Source organism: Bradyrhizobium sp. CIAT3101, from assembly GCF_029714945.1.
In the GTDB taxonomy this organism is placed as follows: domain Bacteria; phylum Pseudomonadota; class Alphaproteobacteria; order Rhizobiales; family Xanthobacteraceae; genus Bradyrhizobium.
In genome coordinates this window covers 4414312-4428986 of sequence record NZ_CP121634.1, presented here as the reverse complement: position 1 = coordinate 4428986, position 14675 = coordinate 4414312, and the positions used below count along the sequence as shown (strand labels likewise).

At 63.1% G+C, this 14675-nt stretch carries 14 protein-coding genes; 5 read left to right on the top strand and 9 right to left on the bottom strand.

All coding sequences use genetic code 11. From position 1 onward, the window contains the following. Positions 1–271: 271 nt before the first annotated feature. The gene (locus QA645_RS20855) at positions 272–730 is read right to left on the bottom strand and encodes a hypothetical protein (protein ID WP_254193872.1); all 459 of its coding nucleotides are present in this window, start codon (positions 728–730) and stop codon (positions 272–274) included. A 76-nt stretch (positions 731–806) separates the two neighbouring features. Continuing rightward, on the bottom strand, positions 807–1457 hold the full coding sequence (locus QA645_RS20850; RefSeq protein WP_283052724.1) for a hypothetical protein: 651 nt from the start codon (positions 1455–1457) through the stop codon (positions 807–809). A 250-nt stretch (positions 1458–1707) separates the two neighbouring features. On the opposite strand from QA645_RS20850, the gene QA645_RS20845 reads away from it, so the two are divergent. Beyond that, a complete protein-coding gene (locus tag QA645_RS20845) occupies positions 1708–1893 on the top strand; it encodes a hypothetical protein (protein ID WP_283052723.1) in 186 nt (61 codons plus the stop codon). Positions 1894–1926: 33 nt separating this feature from the next. Here the strand turns inward: QA645_RS20845 and QA645_RS20840 are convergent, their stop codons facing one another. The 3 genes from QA645_RS20840 to QA645_RS20830 form a co-directional block, all read right to left on the bottom strand. Further along, a complete protein-coding gene (locus QA645_RS20840; RefSeq protein WP_283052722.1) occupies positions 1927–2394 on the bottom strand; it encodes a GNAT family N-acetyltransferase in 468 nt (155 codons plus the stop codon). Positions 2395–2569: 175 nt separating this feature from the next. Further along, positions 2570–3613, bottom strand: coding sequence for an alpha/beta fold hydrolase (locus tag QA645_RS20835; RefSeq protein WP_283052720.1), 1044 nt, complete (start codon positions 3611–3613; stop codon positions 2570–2572). 149 nt (positions 3614–3762) lie between these two features. Then, entirely contained in the window at positions 3763–6093 is a 2331-nt protein-coding gene (locus QA645_RS20830) for an ATP-binding protein (protein WP_283052719.1), read from the bottom strand. 134 nt (positions 6094–6227) lie between these two features. On the opposite strand from QA645_RS20830, the gene xth reads away from it, so the two are divergent. Beyond that, complete coding sequence (gene xth / locus QA645_RS20825) at positions 6228–7025, top strand: exodeoxyribonuclease III (RefSeq protein WP_283052718.1); 798 nt, start codon at positions 6228–6230, stop codon at positions 7023–7025. A gap of 182 nt (positions 7026–7207) precedes the next feature. Here xth and QA645_RS20820 read toward each other — a convergent pair whose 3' ends face one another. The 3 genes from QA645_RS20820 to QA645_RS20810 form a co-directional block, all read right to left on the bottom strand. Continuing rightward, positions 7208–8032 carry a tetratricopeptide repeat protein gene (locus tag QA645_RS20820; RefSeq protein WP_254131693.1) on the bottom strand — a complete coding sequence of 275 codons (825 nt, stop codon included), beginning with the start codon at positions 8030–8032 and terminating at the stop codon, positions 7208–7210. Further along, on the bottom strand, positions 8019–9743 hold the full coding sequence (gene ilvD, locus QA645_RS20815; RefSeq protein WP_254193879.1) for a dihydroxy-acid dehydratase: 1725 nt from the start codon (positions 9741–9743) through the stop codon (positions 8019–8021). Before ilvD ends, QA645_RS20820 begins: the two co-directional genes overlap by 14 nt. 379 nt (positions 9744–10122) lie before the next feature. Continuing rightward, the gene (locus tag QA645_RS20810) at positions 10123–10479 is read right to left on the bottom strand and encodes a hypothetical protein (protein WP_254131695.1); all 357 of its coding nucleotides are present in this window, start codon (positions 10477–10479) and stop codon (positions 10123–10125) included. Between the two features lie 164 nt (positions 10480–10643). Here QA645_RS20810 and QA645_RS20805 point away from each other — a divergent pair, with 164 nt between their 5' ends. Together QA645_RS20805 and QA645_RS20800 are read left to right on the top strand one after the other, a co-directional pair. Then, positions 10644–10922 (top strand): metal/formaldehyde-sensitive transcriptional repressor, encoded by a 279-nt coding sequence (locus QA645_RS20805; RefSeq protein WP_283052715.1) that lies wholly within the window; start codon positions 10644–10646, stop codon positions 10920–10922. A 5-nt stretch (positions 10923–10927) separates the two neighbouring features. Continuing rightward, positions 10928–11995 carry a nickel/cobalt efflux transporter gene (locus QA645_RS20800; protein ID WP_283052713.1) on the top strand — a complete coding sequence of 356 codons (1068 nt, stop codon included), beginning with the start codon at positions 10928–10930 and terminating at the stop codon, positions 11993–11995. Positions 11996–12007: 12 nt separating this feature from the next. On the opposite strand, the gene QA645_RS20795 is transcribed toward QA645_RS20800, so the two are convergent. Next, positions 12008–12880, bottom strand: a complete 873-nt coding sequence (locus tag QA645_RS20795) for a DUF1259 domain-containing protein (RefSeq protein WP_254196253.1) — start codon at positions 12878–12880, stop codon at positions 12008–12010. Positions 12881–13370: 490 nt separating this feature from the next. Between QA645_RS20795 and QA645_RS20790 the strand changes: the two genes are divergently transcribed. Then, the gene (locus QA645_RS20790) at positions 13371–14429 is read left to right on the top strand and encodes a Cj0069 family protein (protein ID WP_283052711.1); all 1059 of its coding nucleotides are present in this window, start codon (positions 13371–13373) and stop codon (positions 14427–14429) included. Positions 14430–14675 lie beyond the last annotated feature (246 nt).

The following is a 14675-nucleotide window of genomic DNA, read 5'->3' as shown; positions in this document are numbered from 1 at the left end:
TTGTTCACGGTCGGCGCGCTCTTTTCGGTGATGACGGACGGCCGACAGAGACATCCTCGAGAATCCCTTTTACGGTTCGTCCACGTTGCCCATGCTATTTCTGGCACGATGGCCATTCACCGCCTTTACGGCGAGGGCGCCCGACGCTCACGCAGCGAGTTGGGAGAGAATGGTGGGATCTTCAATACGATCGTCCTGAGTCAACAGTATCGCGTTGGCGAGAATCAGCGAGAGCGTCGAGTCGCCGTCGAACAAAGTCGCCATTCCAGCCTCATTTCAGCTTGAGCTTGCATTGCGAGAGTTCGCGTCTGGCATCCTTTTCAGCGCACCAGGATTGCATTGCTTCGACAGACGACCACGTGCTGCGTCCCTCTTCGGAGCAGCCAATCGCTGCTACCAACACCCTGTTCTGCCGGTCCGTGACCGTGACGTTCTTGGGGGTGCCATTCCTGATCCAACCAAACACGACATCGGACTCGTCCGGTTGCAGATTGCTGAGTCCGCGTTGCACGAGGCAGCCACAAAACTGCTGTTTTGAACCTCCAGCACGCAGGCCTTTGTGCTCCATCGCACTGATGCATTTGTCGTAGAGGGGCACTTGTTGGTCACCCAGACTGTATTGCGAGGCGACAGCTTGCCTCTGAGCGTCGGCCCGCTGCGAACCCGTCGCCCAAAGCCAGGCTGCGCCGCAAATGAAGAGTGCCATCGCCACGTAGCTTCTCAGTCCCATCGTCCCGTCTCCTGCAGCGCTCGGCCGATATTGTCGCCAACAACCACGTCGAATGCACTCCGCCCAACGCGTCTATTCAACGAGGCGCGGACCGACCATCGGCTTGCCTTTGCCGCCAAGCTTGATACGTCTCGACCAGCCCGGTGCCGAACAATTGCGCCACCCTTTTCACCTTGACCACCGTGTCGTCGTAGATGTCCTGGAAGCGGCCGAATTCGTGCGTCCGCTGGACCTCGTCATGCGCGGCGCGAAGCTTGTCGCGAAGTCCAAGAATGAGGGGCAGTCCAGTCCTGGCGAGGTGTTGAAGGATCTCTTCCGTACAGAACGGCATATCGAGAATGGAGGCAGTTCTCACATCTCCCGCGACAAGCATCGTGTTCCATTCGTCGTATGGGTTCAGGCCCAGATGGTAGATGAGAAAATCACCGGCTTCGCCGTTCCAGCAATCGTCGTGAAGGAGCGACAACGCCCGCACATTGAGATTGTCGTGCCCCTCCGCCATCGCCTTGGTCCGAACCTGACGGATGCGTGCGTCGACAGCCTTGCGGCCTTCCTCGATCATCCTCGCAACATCTGCATGCGAGACACGAAGATTGCCCGGATCATCCGGCTTTGCACCGATCCTCGCGAAAAACGCAGCGTTCTCTGGATCGTCCCATAATTCCGGCGGAACAATATGCTTGCTGGAATTAGGTGTGCTTCGGCGTCCGAAGCCGAAAATGGCCATGTCTGATACTCACACTACGCGTTGGGAAAGAACGGAAGGATCTTCAATACGATCGTCCTGAGCCAACAGCATCGCTCACAGCAGGAAAACTCGTGCCATTTTCAATTACTGATTGATAAGATAGCGTTACGGCAATTGGAGCTGCGTGCTTAACACTTGCTTGCCCGGTGCTGTGAAATTAAGGGGAATCCCGCCATCTTCGTTCGCCACATCAATACATGGCACATCAACAGCGGTAGCAAATTATCCAATGCACATGATCGATCGTCTGCTCTGTTGCCTCGCTCTCATCCTCGCAGTCGCAGCCGTCCCGGTGCCACCCGTGCACGCTGCCCAAACCTGCCCGTTCATCAGCGCGCAGGAGCTCGCCGGCGCGATGCCGGCGCTCAGATGGTCGCTGAAGGCGGTCGCCGCGCGGGTCTATGGGAAACTGTAACGGCGCCGCACATTTGTCAGAGGGGCGGCGCGGTCAAAGCGAAAGCTGTTGCAAGGATTTGAAATCGTCCCAGACAATCCTTGTCTCGCCGATCATCGTGCCGCCAAGCTCGATTTGTCGCCAGTCGGACACGCGGCCGCCAAGCCTTGCATAGAACCGGTGCGCGGGTTCGTTGCCGTCGAGAACCCAGAGGTAAGCTCTGACGCTTCCATCGGCCGTCTGTCGTCTCGACAAACTCTGCATCATAGCCACGCCAAGCCCCTGCCCCCGGAGGTCCGGCCTGACGTGAAGGTTGTCAACATGCAGGTCGAAACCGGGTTCGCAATCCGTGGCCGGTGTTGTCCACCCGGAAATGAATCCAGCCGCCGAATTCTCTCGTGTTGCAATCAGAAGCCGATCACGCGGAGCCATCCGATCGAATATTCCGCCCCATCGTCGTGCGCGATTGTCGTCCAGACCCCGATCAAGAAAGGCGTCTGGCAGGATGCCCCGATACGCCACCTTCCAGCTCGCTGCGTGCAATCTCGCGATCGCTGGGAGATCACCGTCGACAGCGTCTCGAATCTCGCAGTGCATCAGCTAGCCCAATTGAGTATTCGAGAAGCCCTTTGACGGGGCGGTGGCCGGATCATTTTCGGCGAATTGCGGGAACTGCCGCCATCGCGTGGACTGCGGTTCAATCCCCCGCAAGCTTCTGTCCGACCGCGTAAAGCCTGCAATCTTCGCCGTGCGAATTGATCTTGCATCTCATCACAGCAGGCTCGCGCGCCTCGACGGCTGTGCGACCAAATCCAGTCCCGCAGTGGCCGTGCGTGCTCACCGCGAAGGCCTTGGCGTCATCGGGATTGGCGAGGTAGGCCGCGAACGATTCCTGGCAAGCGGTGACAGCCCCCGGCGGGATTGGCAGATCTGCGAACAACGGCGCCGCTATGACAGTCCTGGTTGGAAGACCCAGTTTTTCAAGAAAAGGGTCAACGGATGGAAGCCAGGTGTCTGCCGGCGCGAGCATGACGGTATTGTGGCCGTTCGATCCGAACGGAGGCAGCACACTCAACTGCGCAGGCGCACCGCCAGCGCTGAAGGCCACGAACATGCGCCGTGCCAAGTCTGGACCGTAGAATTGATCGTTCTCGGCATAGAGCCAAAGCATGGGGATACGGGCCGTGCGCCCCAATGCGGCGACTGTATCGACCAGATGATCAGGCGAGCAAGGTTGGTTGGGTGCGGAGAAGCTATTTCGACCGCCGTCAAAATTCACGGCGCCAACGACCCCCGGTATGTTCTGTGCGGCAACGGCCATCACCGTGAGCCCCCCAACGGAATGACCGAGCAAGACAACATGCTCAGCGTCGACCCAGGGCTCATTGCGCAGTGAATCGACGGCCGCAATGACATCCCCGGCGGCAGCGTGCACGGCGGGAAGGTAGTCGCAGGCCTGCCGCAAAGACTCGGAGAACCCGCCCCCAGATCGGCCATAGCCACGACGCATGATCGAGACCACTGCATATCCTCGCTGCGCGAAGGCGACGGCTGCCTTGCTGTAGTCCACCGGAGAGCGGTTGAGGATTTCAGTGAAGAATTCTTCGCCGAAGCCGTGAGGCATCCCGTGAGTGATCACGACGAGAGGAAATTTGCCGGGGCGATCAGGACGAACCACGAAGCTTTCGAGCGACACCTTGTTGCCGGAGATCACGACAGGCAACATCACGTGCGCGCTCATCAACGGCCCGTCGCCGGCGCGGGCGGAGGCCGTGAACAAGATGAGAAGCAGGGCAAGGAGGCGCATGGGTGCAAGGTAACACGGTGCCTTCGAATTGCCTGCGTCCGGCCAACCAGTCCGAAACGCATCTTCATGCACGCGGTTAACGCCTACGCCCCCGTCATTTGCCTTTCCTCGTCCGTCCACTCGACGTCGCCCGGCATCAGTTCCGGCTGAAGCGGCGCGTCCTCTGCCATCACGTGACCGTCCAACCCGCGCAGCAAGGCCGCGGCCAGCGCGGGCTTCCTCAGCGGCTTCGCCAAAAAGTCCGACATGCCGGCCTCGCGGCAGATCTTGACGTCTTCGGGGAATGCGTTGGCCGTCAGTGCGATGATCGGCAGGGCCCCGAAGCGTCCGCCTTCCGCGCGGATCGCCCGGGTCGCGGCAAGGCCATCCATCTCGGGCATGCGGACGTCCATCAGCACGATGTCGTAATCGCCTTCGGAGACGGCCGCGACAGCCTCGACGCCGTCGGCAACGACCCGGAGCTCGACCTCGAAGGCACCGAGCATCTTGCTCACGACCATGCGGTTGACGGCATCATCCTCGGCGACCAGCACCCTCAGCGGCCGGTCGAGGCTCGCAATGCGAGCCGCGAGATCGTCGGCTTCATCGCGACCCGCGTCCTGACTGGAGGTCTGCGCCTGGCTCCACGGCAGCACCAGCGTGAAGCAGAAGGTCGAGCCCTCGCCCGGCGTCGAGGTGACGCCAATGGTGCCGCCCATCTGCTCGATAATGCGCCGGGAAATCGCGAGACCGAGGCCGGTGCCGCCGAAGCGGCGGCTGATCGAGGCATCGGCCTGGGCGAAGTCCGAGAACAGCTGCCCGAGCTTCTCGGGCGCAATGCCGATGCCGCTGTCGGTGACGGTCCATTCGACGGTCGCGAGCAGATCGCGGCGCGCCTGGCAGATGGCCTTGATCGTCACCTCGCCATGGTCGGTGAACTTCACCGCGTTGGAGGCGAGATTGAGCAACACCTGGCGGATACGCGCGACGTCGCCGCGCAGCGTCGGCGGCAGGTTCGGATCCAGCTCGACCTTGACGGCGATCCCCTTGCTCTTGGCGCTCGCGCGCACCACGGTCGCGACCGTCTCGACCAGCGTCTGCGGCGCGAAGTCGATCGCCTCGAACGCGAAGCGCCCCGCCTCGAGCTTGGACAGGTCGAGGATGTCGTTGAGGATGCGCTGGAGGTTGTCACCGGACTCGTGGATCGTCGTGACGGCCTCGCGCTGCTCCGGATCGAGTTTTGTTTCGAGCAGCATGCTGGCAAGCCCGAGCACGCCGTTCATGGGCGTGCGGATCTCGTGGCTCATCACGGCCAGGAAATCGGACTTGGCCCGGCTCTCGGCCTCGGCCTTTTCGGCGCGCCAGCGCTCGGTAACGTCGCGGCCGAAGCCGCGATAGCCCAAAAATTGCCCGTCGCGGTCATAGGACGGCTTTGCGGTCAATGACCACAGCCGCGCCTCGCCGCCGGCGACGACCTTGAGGTTCATCTCGTGCAGCGGCTCGGCGTGCTCCATCAGGCCGACGACGTTGTAGGCCGCCGCCTTGTCCTCGGGGCAGAGCATGTCGAGCACGTCGGCGAAGAGCGATCCCTTCAGCAGCGGAAGCGGCAATTGCGCGACGTCGGCGAAGCGTTGCGGAACGTCGGTGAGGTGTCCTCCCGCATCGGTCTGCCACAGCCAGTCGCTCGCGTTCTCCTGAAAATCCTTCAGCAGCAGCGAGATGATCTCGGTCTGGCGTTCGAGTTCAAGCTGGGCCTTGAGATTGCCGAGGAACAGATTGCCCTGCGAGACGATGTTGCGCGCCATGAAGAACGCGAACAGCAGCAGGAAGACCGCGGTCAGGGCATACGGACCCGCACCGCACATCAGCATCGCGCCGGCGCAGGCGATCGTCATCGTTGCGAGATAGATGAGGCCCGCACGCGGGAAGGTCGAGAGCGTGAAGGCGCCACCGGACATCATGCCGACCATCAGGCAGGCCAGGATGAGCTGGCTGGTCGGCCCGACCCGGCTGAACAGTGCGAGCGGCAGCGTGCCCCAGATCGCCGCGAGGAAAAACGCCTGCCGCAGCATCTGCCGCGTCGCGCGTCGTGACGCTTCCTGCGGCGGATTCTGCTGCGCGCGCCACCACGCACGAACGGCGAGCGAGGCGGTGACGGCAAGGGTCATGCCCCAGATCGCGAGGAAGTCGTTCCAGCCCCGGCCCCAGAACAGGATCAGCACGATGGCGACGTTGAGCATGGTGACGGACATCGTCATCGGGACGGCTCGCGTCACCGCATCGATCTGCTTGGCGCGGATGCGGCGCAGCTCGCGCTCGCTGAGACCGGCGGTGAGGCCGTCCTCGATCTCGAAGCCGCCGAGCCAGTACAGGAACGCGCCGATCAGGCCGTCTCGCGGCTCACCTGCCTTCATGGATTTATCCGGCCATCCCATTTGAAAAACCTTTTCCGCATCAATGGCCCAGGGCCGGCTTAAGCCGGGTTAATTTTGTGGGAGATTTTGCGGCATCCTTGACGGGCAGGTTTGCATTTTGTTCTAACCAAGGCCCCTGCCCGGAGCCCTCGCCCATGCCCATCAGAGTAGCCACCTGGAACGTGAATTCGGTCCGGCAGCGGATCGATCTGCTGCTGACGTGGCTGAAGGAGTGCCAGCCGGACATCGTCTGCCTGCAGGAGATCAAATGCGTCGATGACGCCTTCCCGCGGCTGGAGATCGAGGCGCTCGGCTACAACGTGGTGACCCACGGACAGAAGACGTTCAACGGCGTCGCGTTGCTCTCCAAGCTCAAATTCGACGAGACCAAGTCAGGGCTCGCCGGCGACGACGAGGACGCGCACGCCCGTTTCCTCGAGGGCGTGGTGACGCTCAAGCGCGGCGTGCTGCGCATCGCTTGCCTTTATCTGCCCAATGGCAATCCGGTCGGGACCGAGAAATATCCCTACAAGCTCAAATGGATGTCGCGGCTTCTTGAGTATTCGAAGGAGCGTCTTAAGACCGAGGAGCCGCTGATCCTCGCAGGCGACTTCAACGTCATCCCGCATGCCCGGGACGTCCACAATCCCGCCGCCTGGACCGAGGATGCCCTGTTCAAGCCCGAGACGCGGGAGAGCTTCCAGTCCCTGCTCGGCCTCGGCCTGACCGACGCCCTGCGCGCCGTCACCGACGAGCCCGGGCTCTACACCTTCTGGGACTACCAGGCCGGGGCCTGGCAGAAGAACCAGGGCCTGCGCATCGACCATCTGCTGCTGTCACCCCAGGCCAGCGACAAGCTCGCCAATGTCGGCATCGACAGCTATGTGCGGGCTTGGGAGAAGCCGTCGGACCACGTGCCGGTGTGGGCGGATCTGGATCTGGAGGCGGCGTAAGCTTCGCGGAGTTGGCAGCAGCCAGCGGCCGTCACAACTGCCGTAGGGTGGGCAACGGCGCAAAGCGCCGTGCCCCCGATCTCTTCATGATCGAAACAGGTGGTGGGCACGCTTCCGCCTTCGCTCTTCGAGCTACGGCGGACAAGTCGCTTTGCCCACCCTACGGCAGCTTTGCTGCCGAACTACTCGCGGCGGCCCTGCACCCACTGCTCCAGCATCTGCAGGCACATGGCGCGGTCGTCGTCCGACGCCTTGGCGAAGGCGCGGTTGTAGTTTTCCTTGATCCAGGTCTCGTCGGTGCCGGCGCTGTCACGCGCGAGCGTCAGCCACATCAGTCCACGCGCGGCCTGCCGCGGCAGGCGGTCGCCGTTGAACAGCATCTGTCCGAGCAGCGCCTGGGCCTCATGCTGGCCCTTCTGGGCGGCCAGGCCGAGCCAGCGCGCGCCGTAGCGGAAATCTTCGCGCGAAGCGTCCGGCGTCTTCAGATACAGCCGGGCGAGGTCGTACTGGGCGTCCGCATTGCCGAAATAGGAGGCGGCATAGGAAAACATCTCCCGTGCACGATCCGGGTCGGCCTTGATCTTCGAATTCGGGATGCCGCTCAGATAATAGCGGCCGAGCGCGACGAAGGCGTTCGCCACGACCTGCGCCTGCGGCGCCGACGGGCTGTCCTCGGCATGCGCGTTCGCGATCTTGGTGAAATAGTCGAAGGCGCGCACATCGTCCTGGGCGACGCCGTCGCCATTGGCGTACATGCGGCCGAGCTTCCACTGCGCGATCGGGTGACCGCCCTCGGCGGCATATTGCAGGGCGCTGAGCGAGGTTTCCTGGGGCGCAACCGGCGGCGCCGACTTGCGCACCGTTCCCGCAGCACCGGGCAAGGTGGTCACGACCGGGATGGTCGCATCCTTCTGGTTGACCGGCGCGCCGTCGAAAGCGAGCGCCGGCGCGGCCAGCGCGGTAGCCCCCAACACAAACGCAACAATGGTACGCCTAGATGTCCGCATAGCACTGCTTCTCGTGCGCGCCGCCCGGATGGGTCACTGCCCCCCCGACCGCTGGTCCAACCTGTTGGGCATATTTCCAGAGCGCGCCCGTCGTGTGGTTAGTCGCGCGAGCGCTCCATTTGGTTTTGCGCTGGGCGAGCTCGGCGTCGCTCAATTTTACGTTAAGAGTCCCGTTGTCGGCGTCGATCTCGATGATGTCGCCGTCCTCGAGCAGCCCGATCGGGCCGCCGACCGCAGCCTCAGGCCCGACATGGCCGATGCAGAAGCCGCGGGTGGCGCCGGAGAAGCGGCCGTCGGTGATGAGTGCGATCTTACCGCCCATGCCCTGGCCGGTCAGCGCCGCGGTGGTCTGAAGCATCTCCCGCATGCCGGGGCCGCCCTTGGGGCCCTCGTAGCGGATCACGATGACTTCGCCTTCCTTGTAGGTGCGCTTCTGGACCGCCTCGAAAGCATCCTCCTCGCGGTCGAAGCACCTGGCCGGACCGGTAAACTTGAGGTTGGACATTCCCGCGACTTTCACGATCGCACCTTCTGGCGCCAAATTGCCCTTCAGACCGACCACACCGCCTGTGACGGTGATGGGCTTGTCTGCCGGGTGCACCACGTCCTGGTGCGGATTCCACTTCACGCTTTTGAGGTTTTCGGCGATCGTTCGACCGGTGACCGTAATGCAGTCGCCGTGGAGAAATCCGTTGTCGAGCAGCGTCTTCATCAGAAGCGGTATGCCACCTACTTCAAACATGTCTTTGGCGACATAACGGCCACCCGGCTTCAAATCCGCGACATATGGTGTCTTTTTGAAGATTTCGGCGACGTCGAATAAGTCAAACTTGATGCCGCACTCATGCGCGATCGCCGGCAAGTGCAGTGCAGCATTGGTTGAGCCGCCGGATGCAGCGACGACGGCAGCCGCATTCTCCAGTGCCTTGCGGGTGACGATGTCGCGCGGCCGGATATTCTGGGCGATCAGGTCCATGACCTTCTCGCCCGCGGTCATGCAGAAGGCATCGCGGATTTCATACGGTGCCGGAGCGCCGGCCGAGTAAGGCAGTGCGAGCCCGATGGCTTCCGAGACGGTCGCCATGGTGTTGGCCGTGAACTGGGCGCCGCAAGCGCCGGCCGAGGGGCACGCCACGCGCTCGATTTCGTCGAGATCCTCGTCCGACATGGCGCCGACCGAGTGCTTGCCGACGGCCTCGAACATGTCCTGCACGGTGACCTGCTGCCCGCGGAAATTGCCGGGCAGGATCGAGCCGCCGTAGATGAAGATCGAGGGCACGTTGAGGCGGACCATCGCCATCATCATGCCGGGCAGCGACTTGTCGCAGCCGGCAAGGCCGACCAGCGCGTCGTAGGCGTGACCGCGCACGGTCAGCTCGACGGAGTCGGCGATGCATTCGCGCGACGGCAGCGAGGAGCGCATGCCGTCATGGCCCATGGCGATGCCGTCGGTGACGGTGATGGTGCAGAATTCGCGGGGGGTGCCGCCGGCGGATGCGACGCCCTTCTTCACCGCCTGCGCCTGGCGCATCAGAGCGATGTTGCAAGGGGCAGCCTCGTTCCAGCACGAGGCGACGCCGACGAAGGGCTGATGGATCTGATCGGTGGTCAGGCCCATGGCGTAGAAGTAGGACCGGTGGGGCGCACGCGCAGGGCCTTCCGTCACGTGACGGCTCGGCAGCCTCTGCTTGATGTTGGTCTTGGCGTCCATTGCGACCAGTTTCCTTGGCTAACCCTTGTCAGACCCGGAACATCAAACCCAAGATTTGAATCGACCTTGGGATTTCCCGCCGCCTGCAAGGGACCAGCCCAGCCCCTGAAACATTAGAGCGATTGTATTCATGTTCGGGTGTGGCCAAAAAGCGGCGCTGATGCGAACGACCGGTGATGAGGGTTAAATCCACCGTGAGTGTTGCGTTGACAGCACAATCGTTACCGGGAAGACACGGATTGGCCTACCGTGATACCCCTGCGAAGATGACAATCCACAACCTTTGATTTCATGGTATGCAGAACGCGACCGGTTTCGCGGTGACGACGCCGAGCTGCGACTGAGTCGCCCTCGCGGGCTGCAAGCAGCATTATGATTTTCAGAAACCGCAATCGCGATATTGCTTGCTCGCCAGCCGGAAATGCGAGCCGACCTCGACGAAATCGACATCGATGCATTGGTGTCCGTGGCGCACTTCGGTGAGGCCCTCGCAGCGGAGATATTCGATGTTGATGCGCCAGCGCTTCTCGGCGGGAGAATAGGTCGCGAAATCGTGCTGGGCGCTCGCCGGTCCCTTGCACATGCTGGCGATGTAGTGGCGGATTTCAGGAGGCAGGATGCCGATATGCTCGGGATTCCAGGGATCATCCTTGGACGGCGAGCTTCCCCGTGAGTCAGCCGGCAGGGCCGTCGTGAGCAGAAGCGAAACTCCGAGAACGAGTGCACGCATCAGCATGTTGGCCTCCTCCCATTCGTGGTGGCCGCAGCCATACTAGTCCATTTCGAGCCGCGAACGGCGGACAAGTTGAGCCGCGGACCCATCTCCCCTTACCGGCAGCACCGGTTGCGCTGCAGCGTAAGCACATTGACTCAGATAGGGTACCCCCCTATCTTATTGGGATGTCGCACACGATCAAGCACAAGTCGAAGCTCATCGGCCGGGTCCGGCGCATCAAGGGCCAGATCGAGGCCGTCGAGCGCGCGCTGGAGTCGGAGATCGGCTGTGCCGACGTGCTGATGCTGGTGGCGTCGGTGAAGGGCGCGATCAGCGGTCTCACCACCGAGCTGTTGGAAGACCACATCCGCCACCATGTCGTGGATCCCGCGCATGAGAAGGATCCGGAGAAGGCCAAGGGCGCCGCCGACCTCATCGACGTCGTCCGAACCTATTTGAAGTGAATGCTATGACCGACCTGTCTCACCTGCTCCAACAGAGCAGCGCGCACGCATGGCTGTTCGTGCCCAGCGCCATCCTGCTCGGCGCGCTGCATGGTCTCGAGCCCGGCCATTCCAAGACCATGATGGCTGCGTTCATCATCGCCGTGAGGGGCACCGTGCTCCAGGCCGTGCTGCTCGGCCTGTCGGCGACCATCTCCCATACCGCGATCGTCTGGGCGATCGCGCTCGCGGGGCTGTATTTCGGCCAGGAATTGTCCGGCGAACGCAGCGAGGCCTGGCTGCAAATGGCCTCCGCCGTCATCATCATCGGCATTGCTGGCTGGATGGTCTGGCGCACCTGGCGGGAACAGAACCACGCGCACGAGCACGACCATCATCATCACGACGAGGCGCAATCGATTTCCCTCGCGGGGTCGTCGCTCTCGCTGGACGTGTTCGAAGACGGCGTGCCGCCTCGCTGGCGGATCCGGAGCGAGAGCGGTGCGCTTCCCGCGTCCGGCGACATCGCGGTGACCACTGTCCGCGAGGACGGCTCAGAGCAGACCTTCGCGTTTGCCGCCCGGGATGGATACCTCGAAAGCGTCGAGGAGATTCCCGAGCCGTATGCGTTCAAGGCGCGCGTCGCCTTGGCCGGCGACTCCGCCGAAATCCTGTTCGAGGAGCACCATCACGACCACATCGATCTCGGCGACGAGGACGACGCACATGCGCGCGCCCACGCCGCCGATATCCGCAAGCGCTTTGCGGGGCGCAGCGTGACGACGACACAGATCGTGCTGTTCGGCCTCACCGGCGGACTGATCCCCTGCCCCGCCGCGATCACGGTGCTGCTGCTCTGCATCCAGCTCAAGCAGTTCAGCCTCGGCTTTATCCTGGTGTTGTCCTTCGGCATCGGGCTCGCGATCACGATGGTGTCGGCAGGCGTTCTCGCCGCACTCAGCCTACGGCATGTCGAACGACACTGGGGCGGCTTCAGCCGCTACGCCCACCGCGCGCCCTACGTCTCGGCGGCCTTGATCGTCTTCGTCGGCCTCTACACCGGCTGGACGGGCTTGCACGAACTGATGTTGTGACCATCGGCGAAATCAGCCTTTCGCGCTCGCCGTCTTGTCGAGCGCGGACCGCAGCCCCTTGGCGAGCTTGATCGCGTCATCATTGGCCCAGAAGTGCATGAAGAACAGCCGCGGCTGCTCATCCAGCATGTGGCTGTGCAATGCCGTCACCTCGATGCCGTTCGCGAGCAGCGCTGCGACCACCGGGTTCACCTCGTCACCCGACAGGACGAAGTCGCCGGTGATGGCAGCCTTGCCCCCGCCAGTTGGCTGGAAGTTGATGCCGCTCGCAACGCCCATCGCCCCGACGGGCGTGAGCGGCATGCTCTCCTGTGTGATCGGATCGCGACGCTTGACGGCGAATTGGTAGACGCCGCCATTGACCTGTCCCTTCGTGCCGATGATCTGGTCGAGCGCAGCGGTGTCGAGTTCGACGGCGGGCTGCGGGCTCGACGGTGCGGTAACGGTCAGGGGTGTCTTGCTTTCGGCGAGAGCGTCGTGGATCGCCGACGCCAGCTTGACCGGGTCGCCATGTCCCGCAACATGCATGTAGAACGTCGCCGGGCTCGCGCGCAGCAGATGGTTGTGCACGGCGGTGATCTCGAGACCGCTGGCGATCATCTTCGCCATTACGGGCGTGATCTCGGTCTCGAGCAGCACAAGGTCGCCCATGACCATGGCGCCGCCGTGGGCTGGCTTGAACGCCACCCAGCCGCCAAGCGCCAGCGCCGGCTTGATCGCGACCCCGTCCAGGGTCACGGCGAGATCGCTGCGCGGAAACCCGTATCGATGGACATCATCCGCGACCGCAGCCTTGCGGCCGAGGGTTTGGTCGATCGCTTGCCAATTGACCTCTTCGGCCTGGGCCGCCGAGACGAATGGCGCGGCAAGCGACACTGGTCCCATAACGGCGGCCAGCAAGAGAACGGCGTGACGGAGTTTTGGGAGTCGCATGGTCCTTCTCCTGGTGTCCCTGCCCCAGGGTCGAAGCCTTCCGACAGGCATCCAAATCACGCGCGTTGCCGCGCGCGAGCCGAATGAGCCAATCTGTCGAATGAAGACGGTGTGTGAAATGGACATGCTGCGCCCTTGGTGATCAGGACGCGATGCTTTGGCATGTCGCCTCGCGGGGAGACCGCATATCCCCGACGCCTCGACTAGAAGCCCGAGGGACCAGGCTGTCAACGCGGACGATCCGCGAGGTCTCGAAAAGTTTTCGTCGGTCCAATGGAACCAATTGTCGTGTGCCCTGCGCTCGCGCGATCTGCGGAAGCCGCATCGTCGCATCTTGCGGCTTCCGCACGATCCCGCATAGAATGCCGCGGTGGGGACAAGGCAGACTCCCCGTGAGACTTCGGTCCAAGTCTGCGCAGCACGCAATTCGTGGAGCTTGCGCATGGACACAACATCCCCTCACCAATATTCCGTAGCTATTCTTTCACGAGGCGACGCAGGCGCGCGCCTCAACACAACGGCACAGAACAGTCGTTTCGTCCGCGTTTTCGAAGCCCTCGCCGCCGCCGGCATCGCGGCACACCCCGCCATCTACGACGAAAGCTTCAGTGATGCGGTCCGCGAGCAATTGCTTGCGGTCGACGGCGTGCTGGTCTGGGCCGATCCGATCCACCAGGGAAAGACGCGCGCTGAGCTGGACGCCTTGCTGCGCGACGTCGCAGCGCGCGTCCCGTGGGTCAGCGCGCATCCAGACGTCATCCTGAAGATGGGCGTCAAGGAGGTGCTCTACCGGACGCGCAATCTCGGTTGGGGCGCCGACACCCATCGCTACGACAGCGCGGCCGCCTTCGCAGCGGAATTTCCACCACGGCTGCGGGCCGACGGCCCGCGCGTGCTCAAGCAAAATCGCGGCAACGGCGGCCAGGGCGTCTGGAAGGTCGAGGCGCTACCAAATGCGACCCCGGCGGTTCGCGTGCTCCATGCGCTGCGCGGCAGCCACCCGGAGGACATGCCGCTCGATGCCTTCATCGCGCGATGCGAACCCTATTTCGGCTGGGGCGGCTGCATCATCGATCAGCCGTTTCAACCGCGCCTGCCCGACGGAATGATCCGCTGCTACATGAGCGGCGCCAGGGTCGCAGGCTTCGGCCATCAACTGATCAAGGCCTTGATCCCTCCACCACCGCAAGGACCGGATGCACCTGAGGCACAACCGGGGCCGCGGATCATGCACGGACCCGACGCACCATCATTCCAGGCGCTGCGGCGGCGGATGGAGGACGAATGGACGCCGCAGATGATGAAGCTGCTGGCCATCGACGAAGCATCGCTGCCGGTGATCTGGGACGCCGACTTCCTCTTCGGGCCCCGCGACGCGGATGGCGCCGACAGTTATGTTCTCTGCGAGATCAATGCGAGCTCGTGCTTCGCTATCCCCGATGAGGCGCCGCCGGCGATCGCCCGGACGGTTCGCGAGCGATTGGTGGGCGCCGGGCGATAATTGCTCCGAAGCAAGCCGATCGCCTTCAAATGCAATTCACTTGGCCGGGCTGCAAGATCACGCAGTCCGGCGCGGTGCTGCCGCAGCATGTCGCTTCGCAGCCGCTGACCAGCGCGTCTCGGCGGCCTTAATCGTCTTCGGCGGCCTCTACACCGGCTGGACGGGTTTGCACGAACTGATGACGTGACGAGATCGTTGCCAAAGTGACACGGTCCGTCGCCATCGCTCCTCGTTGCGACATTCTGG

What these genes read in the sequence shown, in the direction of transcription:
- QA645_RS20805 (WP_283052715.1), top strand. Translation starts at nt 10,644, where the DNA reads ATGTCGCACACGATCAAGCACAAGTCGAAGCTCATCGGCCGGGTCCGG.
- QA645_RS20855 (WP_254193872.1), bottom strand. Translation starts at nt 730, where the DNA reads ATGGGACTGAGAAGCTACGTGGCGATGGCACTCTTCATTTGCGGCGCA.
- QA645_RS20800 (WP_283052713.1), top strand. Translation starts at nt 10,928, where the DNA reads ATGACCGACCTGTCTCACCTGCTCCAACAGAGCAGCGCGCACGCATGG.
- QA645_RS20795 (WP_254196253.1), bottom strand. Translation starts at nt 12,880, where the DNA reads ATGGGACCAGTGTCGCTTGCCGCGCCATTCGTCTCGGCGGCCCAGGCC.
- QA645_RS20830 (WP_283052719.1), bottom strand. Translation starts at nt 6,093, where the DNA reads ATGGGATGGCCGGATAAATCCATGAAGGCAGGTGAGCCGCGAGACGGC.
- ilvD (WP_254193879.1), bottom strand. Translation starts at nt 9,743, where the DNA reads ATGGACGCCAAGACCAACATCAAGCAGAGGCTGCCGAGCCGTCACGTG.
- QA645_RS20790 (WP_283052711.1), top strand. Translation starts at nt 13,371, where the DNA reads ATGGACACAACATCCCCTCACCAATATTCCGTAGCTATTCTTTCACGA.
- xth (WP_283052718.1), top strand. Translation starts at nt 6,228, where the DNA reads ATGCCCATCAGAGTAGCCACCTGGAACGTGAATTCGGTCCGGCAGCGG.
- QA645_RS20820 (WP_254131693.1), bottom strand. Translation starts at nt 8,032, where the DNA reads ATGCGGACATCTAGGCGTACCATTGTTGCGTTTGTGTTGGGGGCTACC.
- QA645_RS20835 (WP_283052720.1), bottom strand. Translation starts at nt 3,613, where the DNA reads ATGAGCGCGCACGTGATGTTGCCTGTCGTGATCTCCGGCAACAAGGTG.
- QA645_RS20850 (WP_283052724.1), bottom strand. Translation starts at nt 1,457, where the DNA reads ATGGCCATTTTCGGCTTCGGACGCCGAAGCACACCTAATTCCAGCAAG.
- QA645_RS20845 (WP_283052723.1), top strand. Translation starts at nt 1,708, where the DNA reads ATGCACATGATCGATCGTCTGCTCTGTTGCCTCGCTCTCATCCTCGCA.
- QA645_RS20810 (WP_254131695.1), bottom strand. Translation starts at nt 10,479, where the DNA reads ATGCTGATGCGTGCACTCGTTCTCGGAGTTTCGCTTCTGCTCACGACG.